The 20,006-nt window shown below is 52.8% G+C and carries 17 protein-coding genes and 1 pseudogene; 13 read left to right on the top strand and 5 right to left on the bottom strand.

All coding sequences use genetic code 11. From position 1 onward, the window contains the following. Positions 1-2: 2 nt before the first annotated feature. The 6 genes from pstC (at position 3) to MLE19_RS12000 (ending at position 6,865) form a co-directional block, all read left to right on the top strand. Positions 3-1,253: a phosphate ABC transporter permease subunit PstC gene (gene pstC / locus MLE19_RS12025; RefSeq protein WP_240718429.1), complete on the top strand. Its 1,251-nt coding sequence runs from the start codon at positions 3-5 to the stop codon at positions 1,251-1,253. An 18-nt stretch (positions 1,254-1,271) separates the two neighbouring features. Beyond that, positions 1,272-2,438 (top strand): phosphate ABC transporter permease PstA, encoded by a 1,167-nt coding sequence (gene pstA / locus MLE19_RS12020; RefSeq protein ID WP_240718428.1) that lies wholly within the window; start codon positions 1,272-1,274, stop codon positions 2,436-2,438. A gap of 24 nt (positions 2,439-2,462) precedes the next feature. Further along, the gene (gene pstB / locus MLE19_RS12015; RefSeq protein WP_240718427.1) at positions 2,463-3,302 is read left to right on the top strand and encodes a phosphate ABC transporter ATP-binding protein PstB; all 840 of its coding nucleotides are present in this window, start codon (positions 2,463-2,465) and stop codon (positions 3,300-3,302) included. Between the two features lie 137 nt (positions 3,303-3,439). Continuing rightward, complete coding sequence (locus MLE19_RS12010) at positions 3,440-4,471, top strand: ArsJ-associated glyceraldehyde-3-phosphate dehydrogenase (RefSeq protein WP_240718426.1); 1,032 nt, start codon at positions 3,440-3,442, stop codon at positions 4,469-4,471. Positions 4,472-4,475: 4 nt separating this feature from the next. After that, positions 4,476-5,693, top strand: a complete 1,218-nt coding sequence (arsJ, locus tag MLE19_RS12005) for an organoarsenical effux MFS transporter ArsJ (RefSeq protein WP_240718547.1) — start codon at positions 4,476-4,478, stop codon at positions 5,691-5,693. Continuing rightward, complete coding sequence (locus tag MLE19_RS12000; protein WP_240718425.1) at positions 5,690-6,865, top strand: MFS transporter; 1,176 nt, start codon at positions 5,690-5,692, stop codon at positions 6,863-6,865. Before arsJ ends, MLE19_RS12000 begins: the two co-directional genes overlap by 4 nt. Here MLE19_RS12000 and MLE19_RS11995 read toward each other — a convergent pair. The 4 genes and pseudogenes from MLE19_RS11995 to arsH all read right to left on the bottom strand — a co-directional run bounded on the left by MLE19_RS11995 (position 6,862) and on the right by arsH (position 9,671). Continuing rightward, positions 6,862-7,164 (bottom strand): CC/Se motif family (seleno)protein, encoded by a 303-nt coding sequence (locus MLE19_RS11995; RefSeq protein ID WP_240718424.1) that lies wholly within the window; start codon positions 7,162-7,164, stop codon positions 6,862-6,864. The two genes, MLE19_RS12000 and MLE19_RS11995, sit on opposite strands and share 4 nt — an antisense overlap. Continuing rightward, positions 7,157-7,828: an NADPH-dependent FMN reductase gene (locus MLE19_RS11990; protein WP_240718423.1), complete on the bottom strand. Its 672-nt coding sequence runs from the start codon at positions 7,826-7,828 to the stop codon at positions 7,157-7,159. Before MLE19_RS11990 ends, MLE19_RS11995 begins: the two co-directional genes overlap by 8 nt. 15 nt (positions 7,829-7,843) lie before the next feature. Further along, a complete protein-coding gene (gene arsB, locus MLE19_RS11985; RefSeq protein WP_240718422.1) occupies positions 7,844-8,920 on the bottom strand; it encodes an ACR3 family arsenite efflux transporter in 1,077 nt (358 codons plus the stop codon). A 13-nt stretch (positions 8,921-8,933) separates the two neighbouring features. Then, positions 8,934-9,671, bottom strand: a pseudogene (gene arsH, locus MLE19_RS11980) (arsenical resistance protein ArsH). Between the two features lie 149 nt (positions 9,672-9,820). Here arsH and MLE19_RS11975 point away from each other — a divergent pair. From MLE19_RS11975 to MLE19_RS11965, 3 genes are all read left to right on the top strand, one after another. After that, positions 9,821-10,234 carry an arsenate reductase ArsC gene (locus MLE19_RS11975; protein WP_240718421.1) on the top strand — a complete coding sequence of 138 codons (414 nt, stop codon included), beginning with the start codon at positions 9,821-9,823 and terminating at the stop codon, positions 10,232-10,234. A 24-nt stretch (positions 10,235-10,258) separates the two neighbouring features. Then, on the top strand, positions 10,259-11,959 hold the full coding sequence (locus MLE19_RS11970; protein ID WP_240718420.1) for a methyl-accepting chemotaxis protein: 1,701 nt from the start codon (positions 10,259-10,261) through the stop codon (positions 11,957-11,959). Between the two features lie 77 nt (positions 11,960-12,036). After that, a complete protein-coding gene (locus MLE19_RS11965; protein WP_240718419.1) occupies positions 12,037-13,176 on the top strand; it encodes an SLC13 family permease in 1,140 nt (379 codons plus the stop codon). A gap of 47 nt (positions 13,177-13,223) precedes the next feature. Here MLE19_RS11965 and MLE19_RS11960 read toward each other — a convergent pair whose 3' ends face one another. Next, positions 13,224-14,411 (bottom strand): acetyl-CoA C-acyltransferase, encoded by a 1,188-nt coding sequence (locus tag MLE19_RS11960; protein WP_240718418.1) that lies wholly within the window; start codon positions 14,409-14,411, stop codon positions 13,224-13,226. A 126-nt stretch (positions 14,412-14,537) separates the two neighbouring features. Here MLE19_RS11960 and MLE19_RS11955 point away from each other — a divergent pair, with 126 nt between their 5' ends. From MLE19_RS11955 to MLE19_RS11940, 4 genes are all read left to right on the top strand, one after another. After that, positions 14,538-15,107, top strand: a complete 570-nt coding sequence (locus MLE19_RS11955) for a TetR/AcrR family transcriptional regulator (RefSeq protein WP_240718417.1) — start codon at positions 14,538-14,540, stop codon at positions 15,105-15,107. 233 nt (positions 15,108-15,340) lie between these two features. Further along, positions 15,341-17,011: an AMP-binding protein gene (locus tag MLE19_RS11950; protein WP_240718416.1), complete on the top strand. Its 1,671-nt coding sequence runs from the start codon at positions 15,341-15,343 to the stop codon at positions 17,009-17,011. A 26-nt stretch (positions 17,012-17,037) separates the two neighbouring features. Next, a complete protein-coding gene (locus MLE19_RS11945; RefSeq protein WP_240718415.1) occupies positions 17,038-17,805 on the top strand; it encodes an SDR family NAD(P)-dependent oxidoreductase in 768 nt (255 codons plus the stop codon). A 255-nt stretch (positions 17,806-18,060) separates the two neighbouring features. Further along, positions 18,061-19,866, top strand: coding sequence for an acyl-CoA dehydrogenase C-terminal domain-containing protein (locus MLE19_RS11940; protein ID WP_240718414.1), 1,806 nt, complete (start codon positions 18,061-18,063; stop codon positions 19,864-19,866). Positions 19,867-20,006: the final 140 nt, after the last annotated feature.

The raw sequence follows: 20,006 nt of genomic DNA, 5'->3' as shown, positions 1-20,006 counted from the left end.
CGATGCAGACTAACCAGCTTCTTCTGATTTTTTGCGGTGCGTTACTACTGCTGGGGCTGCTGGCGTTTTTTGCTGGCCGTTCAAAAGCCACCCGTTTACGCAGTGCGGGCACGGCTATGTTTGCTCAGCCAGATCAATACGCCTGGTTCACCGTGCTCTCGACTGCCGGGCCAGCCGTGCTAGTGAGTACGCTGGGTGCTTTTGTGCTGCTTCTAATGGGTGCCGATATCCCTACGCTCTATTTACTGGCGGCGAGTTTAGTCATCGCAGCCATAGGGCTGATGGTAAGTCTTAACCAAGTTAAACCTGATTTTCACGCCCGTCAGGCCATTGAGCGGGTCATCCGCATGGTCTTGGCCGGGGCAGCGTTAATCTCTATTTTCACTACGTTCGGCATTCTGTTTTCGATTATTTCTGAGGCGCTGCGCTTTTTCCAAATGCACAGCTTCTGGGAGTTCATTACCGGCACCACCTGGAATCCAGGCGCGAGCTTTTTAGCGTCAGCCGGCCGTGGCGATGGTAGTGGGGCTGAGTTTGGCTCGGTACCGCTATTTGCCGGCACCTTTATGATTACCGCTATCGCAATGCTGGTCGCTGTTCCTATAGGCCTGCTCTCCGCGATTTACATGTCCGAGTATGCACCGCGTAACGTGCGTACAGTTGCCAAACCCGTACTTGAGGTTCTAGCGGGTATTCCTACCGTGGTTTACGGCTTTTTTGCCGCGATTACGGTAGCGCCCATTATCGTCAACATCGCTGGTTTTTTTGGGCTTGATGCTTCCTATAACAATGCCGTCGCCCCAGGTGTCGTGATGGGCATTATGATCATCCCATTCATTTCGTCGCTGTCTGACGATGTGATCAACTCTGTGCCCGATAGTATGCGCCAAGGGTCGCTGGCATTAGGTATGACCAAAGGTGAAACCATTCGAGATGTGGTTATTCCTGCTGCTCTGCCAGGGATTATTTCAGCGGCACTCTTAGGCATGTCGCGTGCGCTGGGTGAAACCATGATCGTGGTCATGGCAGCCGGCATGCGTCCCAACCTTACGGCCAATCCGTTGGAAGATATGACCACGGTGACTGTGCGAATTGTGGCGGCTTTAACAGGGGATCAAGAGTTTGAAAGCGCGGAGACACTGTCTGCCTTTGCACTTGGCTTGGTTCTATTTGCTGTCACTCTCGCACTGAACTTGGTGTCTGTGCTGATGATCCGTCGTTTCCGCGAAAAATACCGCGTGAATAACCTGTAACGCTGAGGAACTGTTTCGATGAGCCATACTTTTGACGAAATCAGCCAGCAGCTAAAGCGGCGTCACCGTAAGTCTGCCCGCCTTAAATGGATCTCTATGGGTTCGTTAGGCTTAGCAGGCCTGTTTCTGATTCTGTTTTTTGCCGATATGTTAAGCAAAGGCTTACCAGCCTTTCAACAGGCGTATATCCAGACCGAGATTAGTTACACTGAAGAAGCGGAAAGCGATGGGCGGCAGGCGTTTGATCAAGAGCTGCTACCTTTAATCAGTCGTACCGTGGTGCGAGTGATTCCTATGGAATTGCGCAACAATCCTGAGATGATTGGCACCAGCGAAGCGCAGTGGGTGTTGGCAAACAGTGAGGTCGACCAGTATTTGAAGGGACACCGGCACCGTCTGAGTGAAGAAGAACAGGCAGCGCTGGATGAGCGTGTCGAAGCGGGCCAAGTTGACCTTCGCTTCAATAGCACCTTTTTTGGATCCGGAGATTCAAAAATAGCTGAGAATGCAGGTATTCTCTCGGCAGTGGTTGGCACCGTGATGACCATGATCGTGACGCTATTAATCTCGTTCCCTATCGGGGTGATGACTGCGGTTTATTTGGAAGAGTTTGCGCCGGATAACCGCATCACCCAAGCGATTGAAATTAATATTAATAACCTAGCCGCGATTCCGTCTATTCTGTTTGGTCTGCTGGGTCTGGCAATCTTTATCAACTTCTTTGGCGTCCCGCGCTCTTCACCATTAGCGGGTGGTATGACGCTGGCCTTAATGACGCTACCGGTGATTATTATCTCAACACGTACGGCATTGCGCAGCGTCCCGGATTCCATTCGTCACGCTGCCTTTGGTGTTGGCTGTTCGAACTGGCAAGTAGTGCGTGATCATGTTCTGCCATTAGCCATGCCTGGCATTATGACCGGCTCTATTATTGGTCTTGCTCAGGCGATGGGGGAAACCGCACCGTTAATAATTGTCGGTATGGTGGCCTTTATCCCTGATGTCGGCGCTTCATTTACCAATGCAGCCACCGTTATGCCTGCGCAAATATTTACGTGGTCGGGTGAACCTGAACAGGCGTTCGTCGAGAAAACAGCCGGCGGTATTTTGGTTCTACTCACCATACTCATCTCACTCAACGCCTTCGCCGTTGTGTTACGTAAGAAATTTGAGCGTCGCTGGTAGGCCAGCGCGATAGAGGACATGACTATGAATAGCCAAGCCCCCGTAGTGAACGACCAGCATGAACCCGCCGTTGGGCAGCCCTACACGCGTAATGACCAGGCCTGCCACGATTTGAGCATCCGGGTTCGCGATTTGAACCTGTGGTATGGCAAAAACCAAGCGTTAAATGACCTTAATATTGATCTGTTCCAGAAAAATGTGACGGCGCTGATTGGCCCTTCCGGCTGTGGTAAATCGACCTTCTTACGCTGCCTCAATCGCATGAACGATCTGATTCCTAGCGTGCGCACCGAAGGGTTGGTTGAGATGGATGGGCGGGACGTCAATGCTCCCAAAATGGATGAAGTAGCGCTACGCCGCAGAGTAGGAATGGTATTCCAAAAGCCAAACCCATTCCCGAAGTCGATCTATGAAAATGTGGCTTACGCGCCACGCATGCACGATTTGGTAAGCCGTAAAGCCGAGCAGGATGAGCTGGTTGAAAAAGCGTTGCGCAGTGCGGGCCTATGGAACGAAGTGAAAGATAAGTTACAAGAACCCGGAACCTCGCTATCAGGCGGCCAACAGCAGCGCTTGTGTATCGCTCGCGCTATTGCGGTACAGCCTGATGTGATCCTGATGGATGAGCCAACCTCGGCGCTTGATCCGATTTCAACGGCAACCATCGAAGACTTGATGGACAAGTTGAAGGAGGAGTTCACCATCATCACCGTGACCCACAATATGCAGCAGGCAGCGCGGGTGGCTGACTATACGGCGTTCTTCCACCTGGGGGAAATCATTGAGTACAACGACACCAAAGTAATGTTCTCAACCCCCGCTAAGAAAAAAACCGAAGACTATATTTCTGGTCGTTACGGTTAAGCGTTATTTTGACATGCAGGCCTGCCATGCTGGCAGGCCTGCCAAATAGGGCATTTTTTTAAGTCAGTATATATGTAAAAACATATATATTGGCGTTATGCTCTAAGCTTGATAATTATTCGCGGAGGAAATTCACTATGCCAGTACGTATCGGTATCAACGGCTTAGGCCGTATTGGACGGTTGGCGCTGCGCGCTCTTTGGGACGACGTTGCAGCGGGTGATGTCGAGCTTATCCGCGTTAATGACCCCGGCGGCGATGCGGCCATCTTTGCGCACTTGTTGGAGTTTGACTCGGTGCACGGCCACTGGGCGCCTGGTAACGGCATCTCCGCCCAGGAAGGTAGTATTGTTGTTGATGGCAAACCGATAGCGTTCAGTACCAATAAAGCCATTGGTGACAGCGACTGGTCTGGCTGCGATGTAGTGATCGAGTGTTCGGGCAAAATGAAAACCACCGAAAAGCTGCAGGCATACCTTGATCAAGGGGTAGGGCGGGTAGTGGTCAGCGCACCGGTAAAAGAGCCAAGCGTTCTTAATGTGGTGCTCGGGGTTAACGATCATCTTTACGATCCCGCTCAGCACCGGATTGTCACCGCCGCCAGCTGTACCACTAACTGCTTGGCGCCAGTGGTTAAAGTGATCCAGGAAACGTTTGGTATCCGCCACGGCTCCATGACCACGGTGCACGACATCACCAACACCCAAACGATTCTCGACGCGCCGCATAAAGATCTTCGCCGCGCCCGTGCCTGCGGCATGAGCTTAATCCCCACCACGACCGGTTCTGCAAAAGCGATTACCGCCATTTTCCCCGAGCTGGAAGGCAAGCTAAACGGTCATGCGATTCGCGTGCCGCTAGCCAACGCTTCGCTGACCGATATGGTGTTTGAACTTGAGCGATCAGTCACCGTGGAAGAGGTGAACGCTGCGCTGAAGGCCGCGGCGGATGGCGAGCTTGCGGGTATTCTTGGCTATGAAGAGCGCCCACTGGTGTCGATTGATTACCGTACCGATCCACGCAGCTCCATTATTGACGCGCTTTCGACCATGGTGGTCAATGGCACGCAGCTGAAACTCTATGCCTGGTACGACAATGAGTGGGGGTATGCCAACCGTACCGCCGAGCTGGCGCTAAAAGTCGGGCGTAAGCAGGTGGCTCGTGGCTGAACCAATGCTGGCACGCATAAGGGCGCTCCCGTTTGAAGTGCGCCAGTACATGTTGATTACTGGCAACTACTGGGCGTTTACGATTACCGATGGCGCGCTGCGCATGCTGGTGGTGATGCACTTCCACCAGTTGGGCTACTCGCCGTTAGCCATCGCCATGCTGTTTCTGTTTTATGAAGCCTTTGGTGTAGTGACCAACTTGGTTGGCGGCTGGTTGGGCGCGCGGTTGGGGCTCAATCGCACCATGAATGTGGGGCTTGGGCTACAAATTATTGCCCTCGCTATGCTGATGGTGCCCGCTAGCCTGCTGACCGTTGCCTGGGTAATGGCCGCTCAGGCGCTGTCGGGCATTGCTAAAGACCTTAATAAAATGAGCGCTAAAAGCGCCGTTAAGGTACTGGTGCCCAAAGAGAGCGCTAACGCCAATAGCTCGCTTTACCGCTGGGTAGCGATGCTGACCGGCTCTAAAAATGCGCTAAAGGGGCTGGGCTTTTTTTTCGGCGGGCTACTGTTGACGTTGATTGGCTTTCAGGCTGCTGTGTTTGTGATGGCGGTGATGCTTGGCGGTGTGCTGCTGCTTTCGCTATTCCGGCTCAAGGCAGATCTAGGCCGCCAGAAAGTGAAGCCGAAATTCTCAGAAATCTTCTCAAAATCACGTGCGATAAACGTGCTTTCCGCCGCGCGTTTTTGTCTGTTTGCGGCGCGGGATGTGTGGTTTGTCGTAGCTCTGCCGGTATTTTTATACGAGCAGCACGGCTGGACGCACTGGACCGTGGGCGGGCTACTGGCGGTGTGGGTGATCGGCTATGGCGGGGTGCAAACCCAAGCGCCCAAACTGACCCGATTGATCAAAGGCGATGTACGAGTGCTGACGGCCGGGTGGGCTGCCGCGTTGGCGGTGCTGGCCTTTTTGTTGGCGATGCTGCCGTTAGCGCAAGTAGGTTGGTTAGTGGTCGGGCTACTCGCGTTTGGGGTACTGTTTGCGATTAACTCCAGCTGGCACAGCTATTTAATTGTTCACTTTGCCCGCGCCGATGGCGTCTCTATGGATGTCGGTTTTTACTATATGGCCAACGCCATGGGGCGTTTAGTCGGCACGCTATTATCAGGCTGGCTCTATATGGCTTACGGTCTAAGTGCCTGCCTTTGGGTATCAGCGGCTTTAGTCGCTGCAAGCTCATTAATGGCACTGGCACTGGCACTACCTAGACAAACCGCATGATTCGCTCTTCGCCCAATTTTGGTTTAACGCTAACGCTGGGGAGTACGCAAACCCTGGCTTGGGCATCTAGCTACTATTTACCCGCTATCTTGGCGGTGCCCATGACCCGTGAGTTAGGAATGCCACCCAGTTGGGTGTTTGCAGCGTTCTCAGCAGCCTTGCTATTAACCGCTATACTGGGCCCCAGCGTTGGCCGTTGGATTGATATGCACGGTGGGCGAGGCGTGTTGATGGCCTCTAACGGTGTCATAGCTCTTGGCCTAGCCATAATGGCGCTGTCTCAAGGTGTGTCCACTCTAATGCTCGCATGGCTAATCACAGGCATAGGCATGGCGATGGGCTTATACGATGCGGCCTTTGCCACCTTGGGGCGGCTATTAGGTCGCAGCGCTCGTTCATCCATTACTGGTGTGACGCTATTGGCAGGGTTTGCCAGCACTATCGGTTGGCCACTAACGGCACTTATAGAGAATGAGTGGGGTTGGCGGGCGGCCTGTGCCGCTTGGGCGATGCTGCATATCTTTATAGGGCTGCCGCTTAACGCGCTTTTACCAAAGGCGGAGAGTAGCCACGCAGAAGATAAAGAAGAGCATCCAGTTCAACCGCCTGAGCGGCCCCGTGTGGCCATGGTGCTGTTAGCTTTTGTGTTTGCAGCCGGGTGGTTTGTGTCAACGGCGATGGCGGCTCACCTTCCTAGGCTGTTACAAGAAACCGGTGTATCACTCTCAGTTGCCGTGGCCGCGGCTGCATTGGTAGGCCCTGCCCAGGTGGCTGCGCGGCTAGGTGAGTTTGCTTTGTTACGCCATTTGCACCCGCTAGTGGCGGCGCGTGTGGCAACAACGCTCCATCCATTAGGGGCCGCACTGCTAGCAATATTTGGTATGCCCGCCGCAGGCTTTGCGCTACTGCATGGGGCTGGCAATGGCATGATGACGATTGCATCCGGGACTCTGCCGTTAGCACTCTTTGGGCCTACAGGTTTTGGTCGTCGTCAAGGGATTATTATTGCCCCTGCCAGAGCGATGCAAGCTCTTGCACCTTTGCTGTTTGGCTTATTGATAGAGCAACGAGGCGCTGGCGCTCTCTGGCTGACAACAGGCTTAATGCTACTGGCAACGCTTGCTCTGCTATGTGTTCGCGTTTCCAAAGGCCATCAAAAGGTAGCGGCCTAAGCTTTTATGGGGGCACCATCAATGTATAAGCGACGTAATTTCCACCAGCCATCAATCCCAAGGCGTAAATTTTCATTGGTAAGTTCGGGGGAAATATAGATGGTAACGTTGTCTTGATTGTAGCAATGAAAGTGCTGCGGATTCACAGGATGACATGCGTGGGCTACGGCAACACTGGCACTTCCTCCGCAGCATTCTTGCCTTGTTGAAAGGTGAACCGTGGTTGTTCCTCCTCTCTCTTTAATAAATGCCAACGCATTGCTGTCGATATTGATGACATGCCCCATCTTGTTACTCACGTCTTTCACTCCCGGGCGCATTCCGCTGTGACGGAGCGGTTTTAAAGGCGGGCGACACGTGGGCGGGATCAACGTGATTTTTATAGCTCGCCGCGGCTTCTGCCCACCACATTAGTTGGCCCAGCGTTCGCCCAAAGTAACTTTCCCAGCGCTCCTGATCCTCAGTAAAGTGGCCTTCATCGGTAAGCGTTTCCTGCGCTTTGGGTATGTGCACCATGGCGGAGACGGGTAGGCAACCAAGCTCCGAAAGAAACGAGCGCATTGCGACGGCGGCGCGAACGCCACCCCACTGGCCCATCGAATAGGTCACGATAGCGCTAGGCTTAAACGCAAATAGTGATGCGCCAAAGTGGTTAAGCAGATGGCTTAGCGCTGGGCTCATCGAATGATTGTATTCGGGGCTAACCATCACATAACCGTCGGCGCCACTGATTTTGTCAGCAAGCTGAGCTAAATCATTCGGTGCGTCGGCTTTTGCATAAGCAAAGAGGGGCCTGAAAGGCGCTTCCAGCGACAACGATAGCGGGTCAATAATCTCAGCCGTGGTATTGGGCAACGATGACAGCAAACGCTCGCAGGCTTTTGCCACCCGCTCGCCGAGTCGGGCGGGTGAGGGTGGCGTGCAGGTGCGGGTTGAACCGAGAAATACCAAATAGTGAGCCATAGCGCTTACTCCCGATTAATATGCGTCTGCTGGAAAATGGTGGCGGGTCTTATTTGCAATTCTTACCAGCGCCAACATCAATGGCACTTCGACCAATACGCCGACAACCGTGGCCAGCGCCGCCCCCGACTGTAAGCCAAATAGCGCAATGGCGGCTGCCACTGCCAGCTCAAAGAAATTACTTGCACCAATCATCGCCCCAGGTGCGGCAATGTTGTGTGGCAACTTCCAGGCTTTAGCCCAGCCATAGGCAATAAAGAAAATCAAAAACGTTTGAATAATCAGCGGAATCGCGATCAATACGATATGCAGCGGATTATTGAGAATAACCTCGCCTTGAAAGGCAAACAGCAGCACTAAGGTGATGATCAAGCCAATCGGGGTAATTGGGCCCACGCGCTTCATAAAGACGTTGTCGTACCATTCTGCGCCACGCTTTTTGATCAGGGTTTGGCGCGTTATATAGCCTGCCGCCAGCGGAATCACAATATACAGCACCACTGACAGGGCGACAGTGTCCCAGGGGACTTGAATATTGGAGATGCCCAGTAGGAAGACCACAATGGGGGCAAATGCGAACAGCATGATCAGATCATTAAGCGCCACTTGTACCAGGGTGTAAGCGGCATCCCCACGGGTTAAATAGCTCCACACGAACACCATGGCGGTGCACGGCGCTGCACCCAGCAGAATAGCGCCCGCTAGATATTGGCTGGCTACCTCGGCGGGGATAAAGGGCCGAAAGATCACCATTAGGAAGAGCCAGGCAATGGCGAACATCGTGAAGGGTTTGATCAGCCAATTAACCGTCGTGGTAATAATCAAACCTTTAGGCTGGCGCCTTACGCCCAGCAGTGAGGTGAAGTCAATTTGCGCCATCATAGGAAAAATCATCGCCCAGATAAGCACGGCTACCGGAATCGATACCTGTGCCACTTCAAAGCGCGAAAGTGTTTCCGGTACCGCTGGTATAAATTGTCCCAGTAAGATGCCAGCCACAATGGCCAGTGCCACCCAAAGCGAGAGGTAGCGCTCGAAGTTACCCATTCCTTCTGAGGTAGAGGGTGAAGCGTGATCGTCCAATGCTGACATGTGAAGATCCTTTTTAAATAGCGCGTTGATTAACCCGTTTGGAAACGTCTTCAGCGCTCTCTTTGCGTTCTGAATAGCGATCCGTGAGCAGGTCGCTGCGTTCGCGCACCAACAGCGTAAATTTCACCAACTCCTCCATGACATCCACGATACGGTCATAGAAAGGAGAGGGTTTCATTCGGTCGTTTTCGTCAAATTCCATAAAGGCTTTCGGCACTGACGATTGATTGGGAATTGTCAGCATGCGCAACCAGCGCCCAAGAATGCGCAGCTGATTAACCGTATTGAAGGACTGCGAGCCGCCACATACTTGCATGATTGCCAATGTCTTGCCTTGGGTAGGGCGCACGCCACCTAGCGAAAGCGGGATCCAATCTATTTACGCTTTCATGATGCCGGTCATTGCGCCATGACGTTCTGGTGAGCACCACACCATCCCTTCGGCCCATTGGGCTAAGGTGCGTAGCTCATCCACTTTAGGGTGGCTGGCATCTTCAGCATCCGGTAACGGCAATCCTTTAGGGTCAAAAATTTTCGTTTCTGCGCCCATGGCGGTCAGTAGGCGTGCGGCTTCCTCAACGGTCAAACGACTAAACGAGCGTTCGCGCAAAGAGCCGTATAACAACAATATTTTAGGTGCATGCTCGGCGCTTTGTGGAATGCCCAGGCGCTCAATGCTAGGCCGCTCAAAAAGCGCGGTATCGATGTTGGGTAAATCAGCTAGGTTGGGTAGGTTGTTTAGCGGCGACATGATGGCTACCTGTTTAGAGCGTTTTAGATTAGTTACTCCATGATATACGTTTTTCCGTATATTTCTAGCGTCGCCTTCAGGCTGCAATATTGCCGTCATGAACCCCGCGTAAAGTGGTAGCTGTTAATTACATTAGAGGCTATTTATTTATGTCTAAGCGTCGCGTGTTGTTTCTCTGCAATGCCAATTCTGCACGGTCGTTAATGGGGGAGGCGCTGCTTCGCCATATGGCAGATGATCGTTTTGACGCATTTAGTGCGGGTTCTGAGCCCGATGAACCACATGCACTGACGCTTGAGGCGTTGCGCAAACAAGGGCTTCCCACTGAAGGCTTGCGCAGCAAATCGTTGGATGAGTTTGAGAGCGAGACGTTTGATTTTGTCATAGTGCTGTGTGATAAGGCGCAGCAAGCCTGCAGGGATTGGCAAGGTCAGGCGGGGGAAGTGTTGTTCTGGGATATTCGTGATCCTCGCCTAATCGGCAAGTCAGATGCATATGAGCAAGCGTTACTAGAAATTCGTCGTCGCCTGCGGCTTTGGTTGCCCCTTCATAAGGCTGTTTAATCTTACTAAAAGGGGCAGGGCGATATGAAGTGGATTAATAATTTAAGCGTCAAAGCGAGTTGGACGCTTGTGTTGTTAGCGTTCAGTGGTTTGGTTGTCGTCATCGGTGCATTAGGCCTGTTCGCTAACCATTTTGGTCGTGAGGCCTTTACCTCGCTTCACGAGCGGGATATGGCGCAAATTAGCAACCTCGATAGTGCCTATTCTCAACTATTGCGTGCCCGTATTCAGATGAACCGTGCGGCCGAGCTAATCCGTACCCCTTCGTTTGATCGACCTGATCCCTTGATAGAAGAAGCTCAGCGGCTGCTTGATTCGGCCTCTGAGCACTTTGCTCAATTTGCAGCGAGCGATTTTGAAGCTGATCAACAGGTGCTGGTTGATCAATTAGCGACGAACTTTCAATCATTCGTTAACAATAATCTTAATCTTCAGATGATGATGCTTGAAGAGCGTGACATAGCCGGTTTCTTCTCGGGTGAGTCGCGAGTGGATGATAGCAGCCAACACTTTGTGCAAAGTGCCGAGGCTTTTTTTAGCGCTTCTACCCAGCGGGGTAACGGCTTGCTTGTGCGCTTTGAGCAAGTCTCATCACTGCTGTTTTGGGGCGTAATCGCCGTAATCGGTGCGGCGCTATTGGTGGTGTTGGTGGTCGCTTGGGGGGTGCGTAAAAATGTGCTTCGCCCATTGAAAGCGATCACTGGGCACTTCCAGCGCATTGCGAACGGTGATCTCTCCGCGCCTGTAACAGCGCACTCAACCAACGAGATTGGTCAGCTATTCAGTGAGTTAGATAAGATGCAGCACTCTCTGACGGCCACGGTTAATCGACTTAATGTGAGTAGCCAGCAGGTATATAGCAACAGTCAGGAGATGACCGAGCAGAACCAACTCCTAGCGAGCCAAACCGACACTCAAGTATCAGCTTTGCAGCAAATGGCGGCGAGCTTGGAACAGCTAACGGCCACGGTGAACCAGAATGCTGAAAGCGCGGCGCATGTTAATCAGTCAACCGCTGATGTCTCCTACAAAGCGCAGCAGGGTGATGAGGTGATTACCCAGTTTATCGCCACCATGGAGGCGATCAATAATCACTCCGAAGAGATTCAAAGCATTATTCGCATGATTGAAAGCATTGCTTTCCAAACCAATATATTAGCGCTGAATGCGTCGGTTGAAGCGGCGCGTGCTGGCGAACATGGTCGAGGATTTGCGGTGGTGGCTAATGAAGTACGTGCGCTGGCAACGCGGAGTGCCAATGCTGCCAGCGAGATTCGGTCGCGCATTGAAGCGTCGAGTGCGAGTGTCCAACAGGGTAGCGTGCTGTCTCAGCAGGCTGGTGAACATACGCGCTCGATTATGCAGGCTGCTAGTAACGTGAATACGTTGATGGCTCAAATAGCCAATGCCTCTGAGGAACAGCGGCGCGGAATTGAAGAGGTGAATCAAGCGGTGGCGCAAATTGATACCACTACACAAGACACCCTGAGCTTAGTCAATCAAGCATCCGAAAGCGCTGAGATGTTATCCCAGGAAGCGTTGCAAATGCGTGAGTTTGCTGGGCAATTTAGTGTCGCGGAGGACGGTGCTGAAACACGTTTGGCTGATATCGGTGATGGCAATGCTGAATATCCTGAATGGGAGCAACTTAGCCATCAACACACTGCTTTTCCTGATACTGAGAGGCAGCGCAATCCTCAAAATGATGTTATGACGTCCGCTTAAAATTCTGAAATCAACAATTTATGTTTATTCAGAGGCAGTCAGCGCTATCATGCGGTTTTCTCTGAGTATCTACTGTTTTGCTATTGATCCAACGGCTCATCACGCCCATCGTCTTTTTCTCTCAGCGTTTACTTAACGACCCTATGCTACTCTCAATGAGCGGCCTATGGGGCGTTTTGTGGTGGCTGCAGCCCCAGTCACTGGCTGACATGGCCGAGCGGATTCATTGGACAACGCTTGCGGTGCTGACCGGGCTTATGCTGCTTAGCCGCGCGCTAGAGCTCAGTGGATATTTAACGCTCTGGGGGCGTCAGTTGTTAGTCCATCTGAGAGGCGAACGACGCTTAGCAGTTGGTTTGGTGCTGTTTTCTGGTTTGCTCTCCGCAGTGGTCACTAATGATGTAGCACTGTTTATCGTGGTGCCGCTGACGCTTAGCCTAGCCAGCATGGCTGCGCTGCCCATTGGGCGATTAATTGTGTTTGAGGCGCTGGCGGTGAATGCAGGGTCATCGCTGAGCCCGATTGGTAACCCGCAAAATCTTTATTTATGGCAGCTTTCAGGCATTGGCTTTGGCGAATTTTTATGGGTAATGCTGCCGCTAGGAGTGGGCCTTATGCTGCTGCTCTTACTCCTTGTTCCCTTTGCGTTTCCAAAAGCGTCAATACGCTTGGAGGCAGCGTCCGTGGAGGCAACAACGCGGCAACAAAAGCCGCTATGGGCGGCGCTAATCGGCTACCCGCTTTTTTTGATTGCGGTCGACATGGGCTGGGTGTTGCCTGCGATGGTAGGTGTTCTGCTAGCGATGTTATTGGTAGCCCGGCGAGCGGTGTTCAGTATTGATTGGCTATTGCTGGTCGTGTTCGTATTAATGTTCATCAATTTAAGTGTCATCGGCGAGTTAAACGTCGTTCAGCAGGCGATTAACGTAATGCGACAATGGCCAGGTGGCGATATCAGCGTTGGCGTGCTGCTCTCACAGGCTGTATCCAACGTACCGGCAACGCTGTTGCTTACTCAGCAGAGCGAGTGGCAACCACTTGCCTGGGGCGTAAGTGTAGGCGGTTTTGGTTTGGCGATAGGCTCGATGGCTAATTTGATTGCCCTGCGCTTGGCTCGCCAGCCGGGGATCTGGACAGAGTTTCATCGCTGGTCACTGCCTATGTTGGGGCTTGCGTGGCTGTTTGCTGCGTTATGGAAAAACGCCCTGGCGTTATAGCGCCAGGGCGCGGTGCCCACTTCATGTTAGCTTTTTAGGGGTATGGGTTAATCGATGAGCTCGACGGCAACGGCAGTCGCTTCGCCACCGCCAATACACAAGCTTGCAATGCCGCGTTTACCACCTTTCGTGCGCAGCGCATGAATTAACGTAGCGATAATCCGTGAGCCGGTAGAGCCAATCGGATGGCCTTGAGCGCAGGCGCCGCCAAATACGTTCACTTTGTCATGGGGGAGGCCCAGATCATCCATGGCCATCAGTGTGACGACAGCAAAGGCCTCGTTAATCTCGAACAGATCGACATCATTAACGCCCCAGCCTAGCTTCTTCATCAGCTTTTCAATTGCTCCCACCGGCGCGATGGTGAACTCGCTTGGGTGGCGTGAATGGGTAGTGTGACCCAGCATGCGTGCTAAGGGCTTAATACCGTGCTGATCTGCCGCTTCCTGGCTGGCTAAAATCAATGCAGAAGCGCCATCTGAAATCGAGCTGGCGTTGGCGGCGGTAATGGTGCCATCTTTGGCGAAAGCAGGCCGGAGCTGGCGAATTTTGTCGAGTTTTGCCTGAAACGGCTGCTCATCGTATTCGACAAGGGTTTCACCCTGGCGAGTGGTGACAGAAACAGGCGCCATCTCAGCGTTTAAGTGGCCCGCGTTAGTGGCCGCCATGGCACGCTCAAGCGAGGCAATGGCAAAATCGTCCAGTCGCTCGCGGGTATAGCCGCGTTCTGTGGCCACGTCCTGGGCAAACACGCCCATTAGTTTGCCCGTTTCGGCGTCTTCCAGCCCATCCAAAAACATATGGTCTTTGAGCTCGCCGTGGCCCAGGCGATAGCCGCCGCGTGCTTTTGTCAGCATGTGCGGGGCGTTTGACATGGACTCCATTCCCCCCGCCAGCAAGATATCACCGCTGCCTGCTTTGATTAAGTCGTGGGCAAGCATGGCTGCTTTCATGCCGGAACCGCACAGCTTGTTAATAGTGGTGGCGCCATTAGCATCTGGAATGCCTGCTTGGCGCATTGCTTGGCGTGCTGGGCCCTGTTTAACGCCCGCTGGGAGCACGCAGCCCATAATGCCTTCGCTGATGGCAGCAGGGTCGATACCGGCATCTTCAATCGCTGCCTTGATAGCTATGGCACCAAGCTCGGGTGCCGACATGCTCGAAAGGCTGCCCATCATGCCACCCATCGGGGTGCGTTTGGCGGCGAGAAATACCACATCGGTGGGGTTGGTCATGGTCAATCTCCTTCAGGTTTATTGTGATTATCAGGTTGAGTAGTGGGTGATACGTTGACCCGTAGGCGGTGCTGTGGTTTTCTCCAGAGTAACCAAGCAAGCGCTAGTGTAAATGACATGAATGTAATGAATGCATCACCTCGCCGCAAGGAGTTGACGCGCCTTGCCGCCCAGCTATTTGTCCAAGAGGGCTTTGACCGCACCACTGTGCGTATGCTGGCGCAGGAAATGGGTATCAAGTCCGGGAGCCTGTTTCATCATTTTAAAGACAAGCAGGAAATTCTCGCTGCGGTTATTGAGGAGGGCACTCAAAATGCCTTGTTGATTGCGCGTAAAGCACTTGAGAACAGTGGCGCTGAGCCTGAAGTGCGCCTTCGCGCTATGGCCCGTGCCCACCTGGAAACGCTTTTTACCGATCGTAATGCCCATGTAGTGGCGCTCTTTGAGTGGCGTCGACTCGATCCTGTAGCGAGTGCCCATCTAAGTCATTTACGCGATGCTTACGAGGCGTTGTGGGTGGCTGTCATCGACGATGCTTTAGAAGCAGGCTTGATCCACGGAGACCGCTTTCTAGTCTCGCGTTTTGTGCTAGGAGCGCTAAATTGGACCGTGCGCTGGTACGATCCTAATGGCTCCCGCTCACCCGATGATCTCGCTGACGAGCTAGTCGCTATGATTATGCCTACGCCTACTTGAACCACCTCTTTTATACAGCTCCTACCAACGTCTAACGCTTTAATCCATCAGAGTGCTTGCTCTCTGAGACGATTACTTTTAGCGTTGCTTTTAACTTAAAGTTTCCGTTAACGTCAACGGATGATTTTAGCAGCCTTGCTTACCACCTACCTGTACTGCTTTGCGCTCATTACTAACAACAATTTCCAAAAGCATTATCCAACAACAATTATCAACCACATTAGAGAGCCATCATGACAGCGACACAACAACCACTGCCCGACTATCAGCACTACCTTGAAAATTTTTCCATTGATAGCGTGATTGCCCGGCTGGATGACCATCAGGATGGCATGCTTAATGCCTTTGAGGCCTGTTGTGGGCGTCATGTGCGGGAAGGGCGCGGCGATGTGCTGGCGCTTGTACAAGAAGATACGCAGGGTGATCTGCATACCCTGACGTATGCCGAGCTTGACGAGCAGAGCGCTAAATTAGCGGGTTGGTTTCAAGCGCAAGGGCTGGAGAAGGGCGATCGAATTGCCTGCATGCTGCCGCGTTCACCCCAGCTATTGATTGCGGTATTGGCAACCTGGCGCATTGGTGCGGTTTATCAGCCGCTGTTTACCGCGTTTGGCTCTGATGCCGTTGACTATCGGTTAGGGCGAGCAGATACCAAACTAGTGATTACTGATCACGCCAATCGCTATAAATTTGATGGTTTAAGCCAGTGCCCACAGGTATTAGCCGTCGGAGGTGCTACCAGCGAGCATGCGGATGATCAAGATTGGCAAGCTGCATTGACGCATACGTCAATGAGCGATAAGCCGCCCAGGCTTTCCCCAGAGCAGCCATTTTTGCAAATGTTCACCTCTGGCACCGTGGGCAAGCCCAAAGGGGTTGCCGTGCCATTGGCGGGTATGACGGCTTTTGCAATCTATATGGAACTTGCCATTGACCTACGTGACGATGACCGCTTCTGGAATATGGCTGACCCTGGGTGGGCGTATGGTTTGTACTATGCGATTACCGGCCCACTTTTACTTGGCGTGACCACCCACTTTTGCGAGGCAGGGTTCAGCGCCGAAGGCGCGCTGGCGTTTATGAAGCGCCATCACATTACTAATTTTGCCGCGGCGCCGACTGCTTACCGGCTAATGAAGGCGTCAGGGCTGTTTGATGACGCCTATCAAACGCTGGAACTGCGTGCAGCTAGTTCGGCGGGGGAACCTCTAAACACTGAAGTAGTAAGCTGGGTAGAGAGGTCGTTGGGCTGCCCCGTCATGGATCACTACGGCCAGACCGAAACCGGCATGACGTGTAATAACCATCATGCGCTTGACCATTTAAAGCATGTGGGGGCAATGGGCGTACCGATGCCAGGATATCGCTTGGCGATTTTGGACGCGGAGTATAAAGAGCTGCCCGCTGGCGAGCCGGGTGTCCTTGCTGTGGATATCAACAATTCACCTGCGCACTTCTTTCCAGGGTACACCTGGCAAGAGAAGAACCCCTTTGTAGAGGGCTACTACCTGACTGGCGATGTGGTTATCCGTAATGAAGACGGTACTTTCCAGTTTGCCGGGCGTGATGACGACATTATTACCACCGCAGGTTACCGGGTTGGGCCAACGGATGTTGAGAATAGTGTGATGACACACCCCGCTGTCGCAGAGTCAGCAGCCGTGGGACAGCCCGATGAGATTCGCGGCGAGGTCATAAAGTCGTATATCGTGCTGCGTGAAGGCTATGAGGCAAGTGACGCGCTCGCTGATGAGATTAAACAGCGAGTTCGCGAGCGCCTTTCGACCCACGCCTTTCCGCGCATTATTGAGTTTGTTGATGAATTGCCTAAAACGCCCAGCGGCAAGATACAGCGCTTTAAATTGCGCGCCCAGGCGGCGGAAGAAGCCAAAGAAGCTAAATAAACATAACGCTTACAGGGAATACGGTTATGCAGGTTAAGGATAGTACGTTTTTAATAACGGGCGCTGCTTCAGGGCTCGGGGCCGCCACCGCTGAACGGCTAGTCGCCGCTGGTGCTCGTGTTGTTTTATGCGACCTGAACGATAGTGTCAAAATCCATGCTGAGCAGTTAGGGGATCAGGCTCAAGCGTGCCTGGCGGATATCACCTCAGCCGAACAAATGCAGCAGGCGGTTGATACAGCGGTAGCGCTGGGTGGTGAGCGTGGGCTTTCGGGGGTGGTTCACTGTGCTGGCGTTGTTAGCGTAGCTAAGCTGGTGGATCGTGAGGGGAATCCGGCGGACTTAGACAGCTACGCCAAAACCATCAATATCAACTTGATCGGCACTTTTAACGTTATGCGCCTCGCGGCCGCCGCAATGGCCAAAAATGTGCCTAATGAGAGCGGCGAACGCGGGGTGATTATTAATACTGCCTCTATCGCCGCTTTTGATGGGCAGGTAGGGCAGTGCGCTTACAGTGCCTCTAAAGCGGGCGTAGTGGGAATGAGCTTGCCTGCGGCAAGGGAGTTATCGCGGCATGCGATTCGTGTCATGGCCATCGCCCCAGGTGTATTTGAAACGCCGATGATGAGCGAGATTCCTGATGAGGCGGCCCAGGCGTTAGCCGCCGCCGTACCATTCCCAAAACGGCTCGGTCGGCCAGATGAGTTTGCCCAGCTAGCTGAGCAGATTATTACCAACCCAATGCTTAACGGTGAATTGATTCGCCTGGATGGTGGTATTCGCATGCAGTAGGTAGTCAATAAGTAGGGGATAGGTAGGTAACAAAGGAAATAGAGCGACTCGTCGGCTTTTGGCTGGCGAGTTTTTTATTATTAGGGCTAAGGGTTTACGCAGTGGGCGACCAAAGTTCTAGAGTGTTTCAAGACTTAATTCAAACGCTCGCTTGACTCTGAGGTGCGCTCGCGCTAGTTTTCAAACATGTGTTTGAAAGCCTTCTGTCAATATACATTGATTGGCTTCCAAACCCCCTATTTTAGGAGAAGTGCGATGCCCAGCTATCAGGCCCCTATTCGTGATATGCGTTTCGTTATGGACGAAATGCTCGATTATCCCGCTCATTACGCGCGCCTACCAAGCGGTGACGAAGCATCGCCAGACGTTGTCAGCGCCATTTTGGAAGAGGGTGCACGCTTTGCTCGCGAGGTGCTGTTGCCCATTAATCAAAGTGGTGATGCAGAAGGGTGCCTGTTAGAAGGGGGGGAAGTAAAAGCGCCTAATGGTTTTAAAGAAGCCTATCAGCAGTATGTAGAAGGTGGTTGGCCTAGCTTGGCGGCCGATCCAGCGCATGGCGGGCAAGGGCTTCCCCCTTCGCTGGCGATGATGCTATCGGAGATGATCTGCGCTACCAACTTGGCGTGGGGAATGTATCCAGGGCTATCCCATGGTGCTGCTGATGCACTGCGTCATCACGGTACTGAAGAACAGAAGGCCACCTACCTCACAAAATTAGTCGAGGGTGTGTGGACGGGAACCATGTGCTTGACCGAGTCCCACTGTGGTACTGACCTCGGATTGATTAAGACGCGGGCGGTGCCCATCGAGGGTGACGCCTATGCGATTACAGGTACCAAAATCTTCATCTCTGCTGGCGAGCATAATCTGGCTGAGAACATCGTTCATCTTGTCCTGGCAAAATTGCCGGACGCGCCAGAAGGCTCAAAAGGCATTTCGCTGTTCGTAGTACCCAAGTACATGCCCGATGCCCAGGGTAATGTGGGCGAGCGTAATGGCGTTAGCTGTGGTTCGCTCGAACATAAGATGGGCATTCATGGTAATGCCACCTGTGTAATGAATTTCGATGGTGCAACGGGTTACTTGGTGGGCGCGCCCAATAAAGGGCTAGCGTGCATGTTCACCATGATGAACGCTGCGCGTCTTGGTGTGGGTATTCAAGGGCTAGGATTGATTGAGGCCAGTTTCCAGAATTCATTGAGCTACGCTCGCGATCGTTTACAGATGCGTGGCTTGTCAGGAAAGCAGGCACCTGAAAAGCCTGCTGATCCGATTATTGTTCATCCTGATGTTCGCCGCATGCTGTTGACCCAGAAAGCCTTCGCTGAAGGTGGGCGCATGCTGGTGCTGTATACCGCGCAAATGCTTGATGTGGTTGAGCACGGCGAGCCGGGTGAAGAGCGAGACCAAGCAGAAACGCTGCTTGGCTTGTTAACGCCTATTGTTAAGGCTTTCCTGACTGAAGTGGGTTTTGAATGCACCAACGAAGGCGTCCAAATTTATGGTGGCCATGGCTTTATCAAAGAGTGGGGCATGGAACAATTGGTACGCGATGCACGTATCACCCGCTTGTATGAAGGTACTACCGGTATTCAGGCGCTCGATCTGCTGGGCCGTAAGGTGCTCATGAGCCAGGGTGAGTCGCTAAAGGTTTTCACCAAAGAGATCCATAAGTTCTGCAAAACCGAAGCTGACAATCCAGCCCTTAAGGAGTTTGTCGAGCCGCTGGCGAAACTAAATGCTGAGTGGGGCGAGCTGACCATGGGTGTGGGTATGAAAGCGATGCAGGACCGCGAAGAAGTGGGTGCGGCAAGCGTTGATTACCTGATGTATTCCGGTTATGTCACGCTGGCCTACTTATTTGCTCGCGCTACTAAGCAGGCATCTGCCTCTTTAGAGGGTGACGATAAAGCCTTTTATGCCGCTAAAGTGAATACCGCTCGTTTCTACTATCAACGTTTACTGCCACGTACAAAAGCGCATGCGCAGATGATCCAAGCGGGTGCGTCCAGTCTCATGGCTATCTCTAGTGAAGATTTCGGATTGGGTTTTGAAATCTGAAACGTCGTACTAATGGCGTGAATTAAGTTACGCCAACGAGCACTCTCTGGTCAGGCGTTCTGATCGGTGGTTTGCGGCAGGAGGAAACCCTCTTGCCGCTTTTTTGTTTTTTTGCGCTTACCCTCTTGCCAACCCGGCCA

This window comes from Vreelandella neptunia, from assembly GCF_022489065.1.
In the GTDB taxonomy this organism is placed as follows: Bacteria; Pseudomonadota; Gammaproteobacteria; order Pseudomonadales; family Halomonadaceae; genus Vreelandella; species Vreelandella neptunia_A.
The sequence above is the reverse complement of the archived record's forward strand: the minus strand, read 5'-3'. Positions and strand labels throughout refer to the sequence as shown.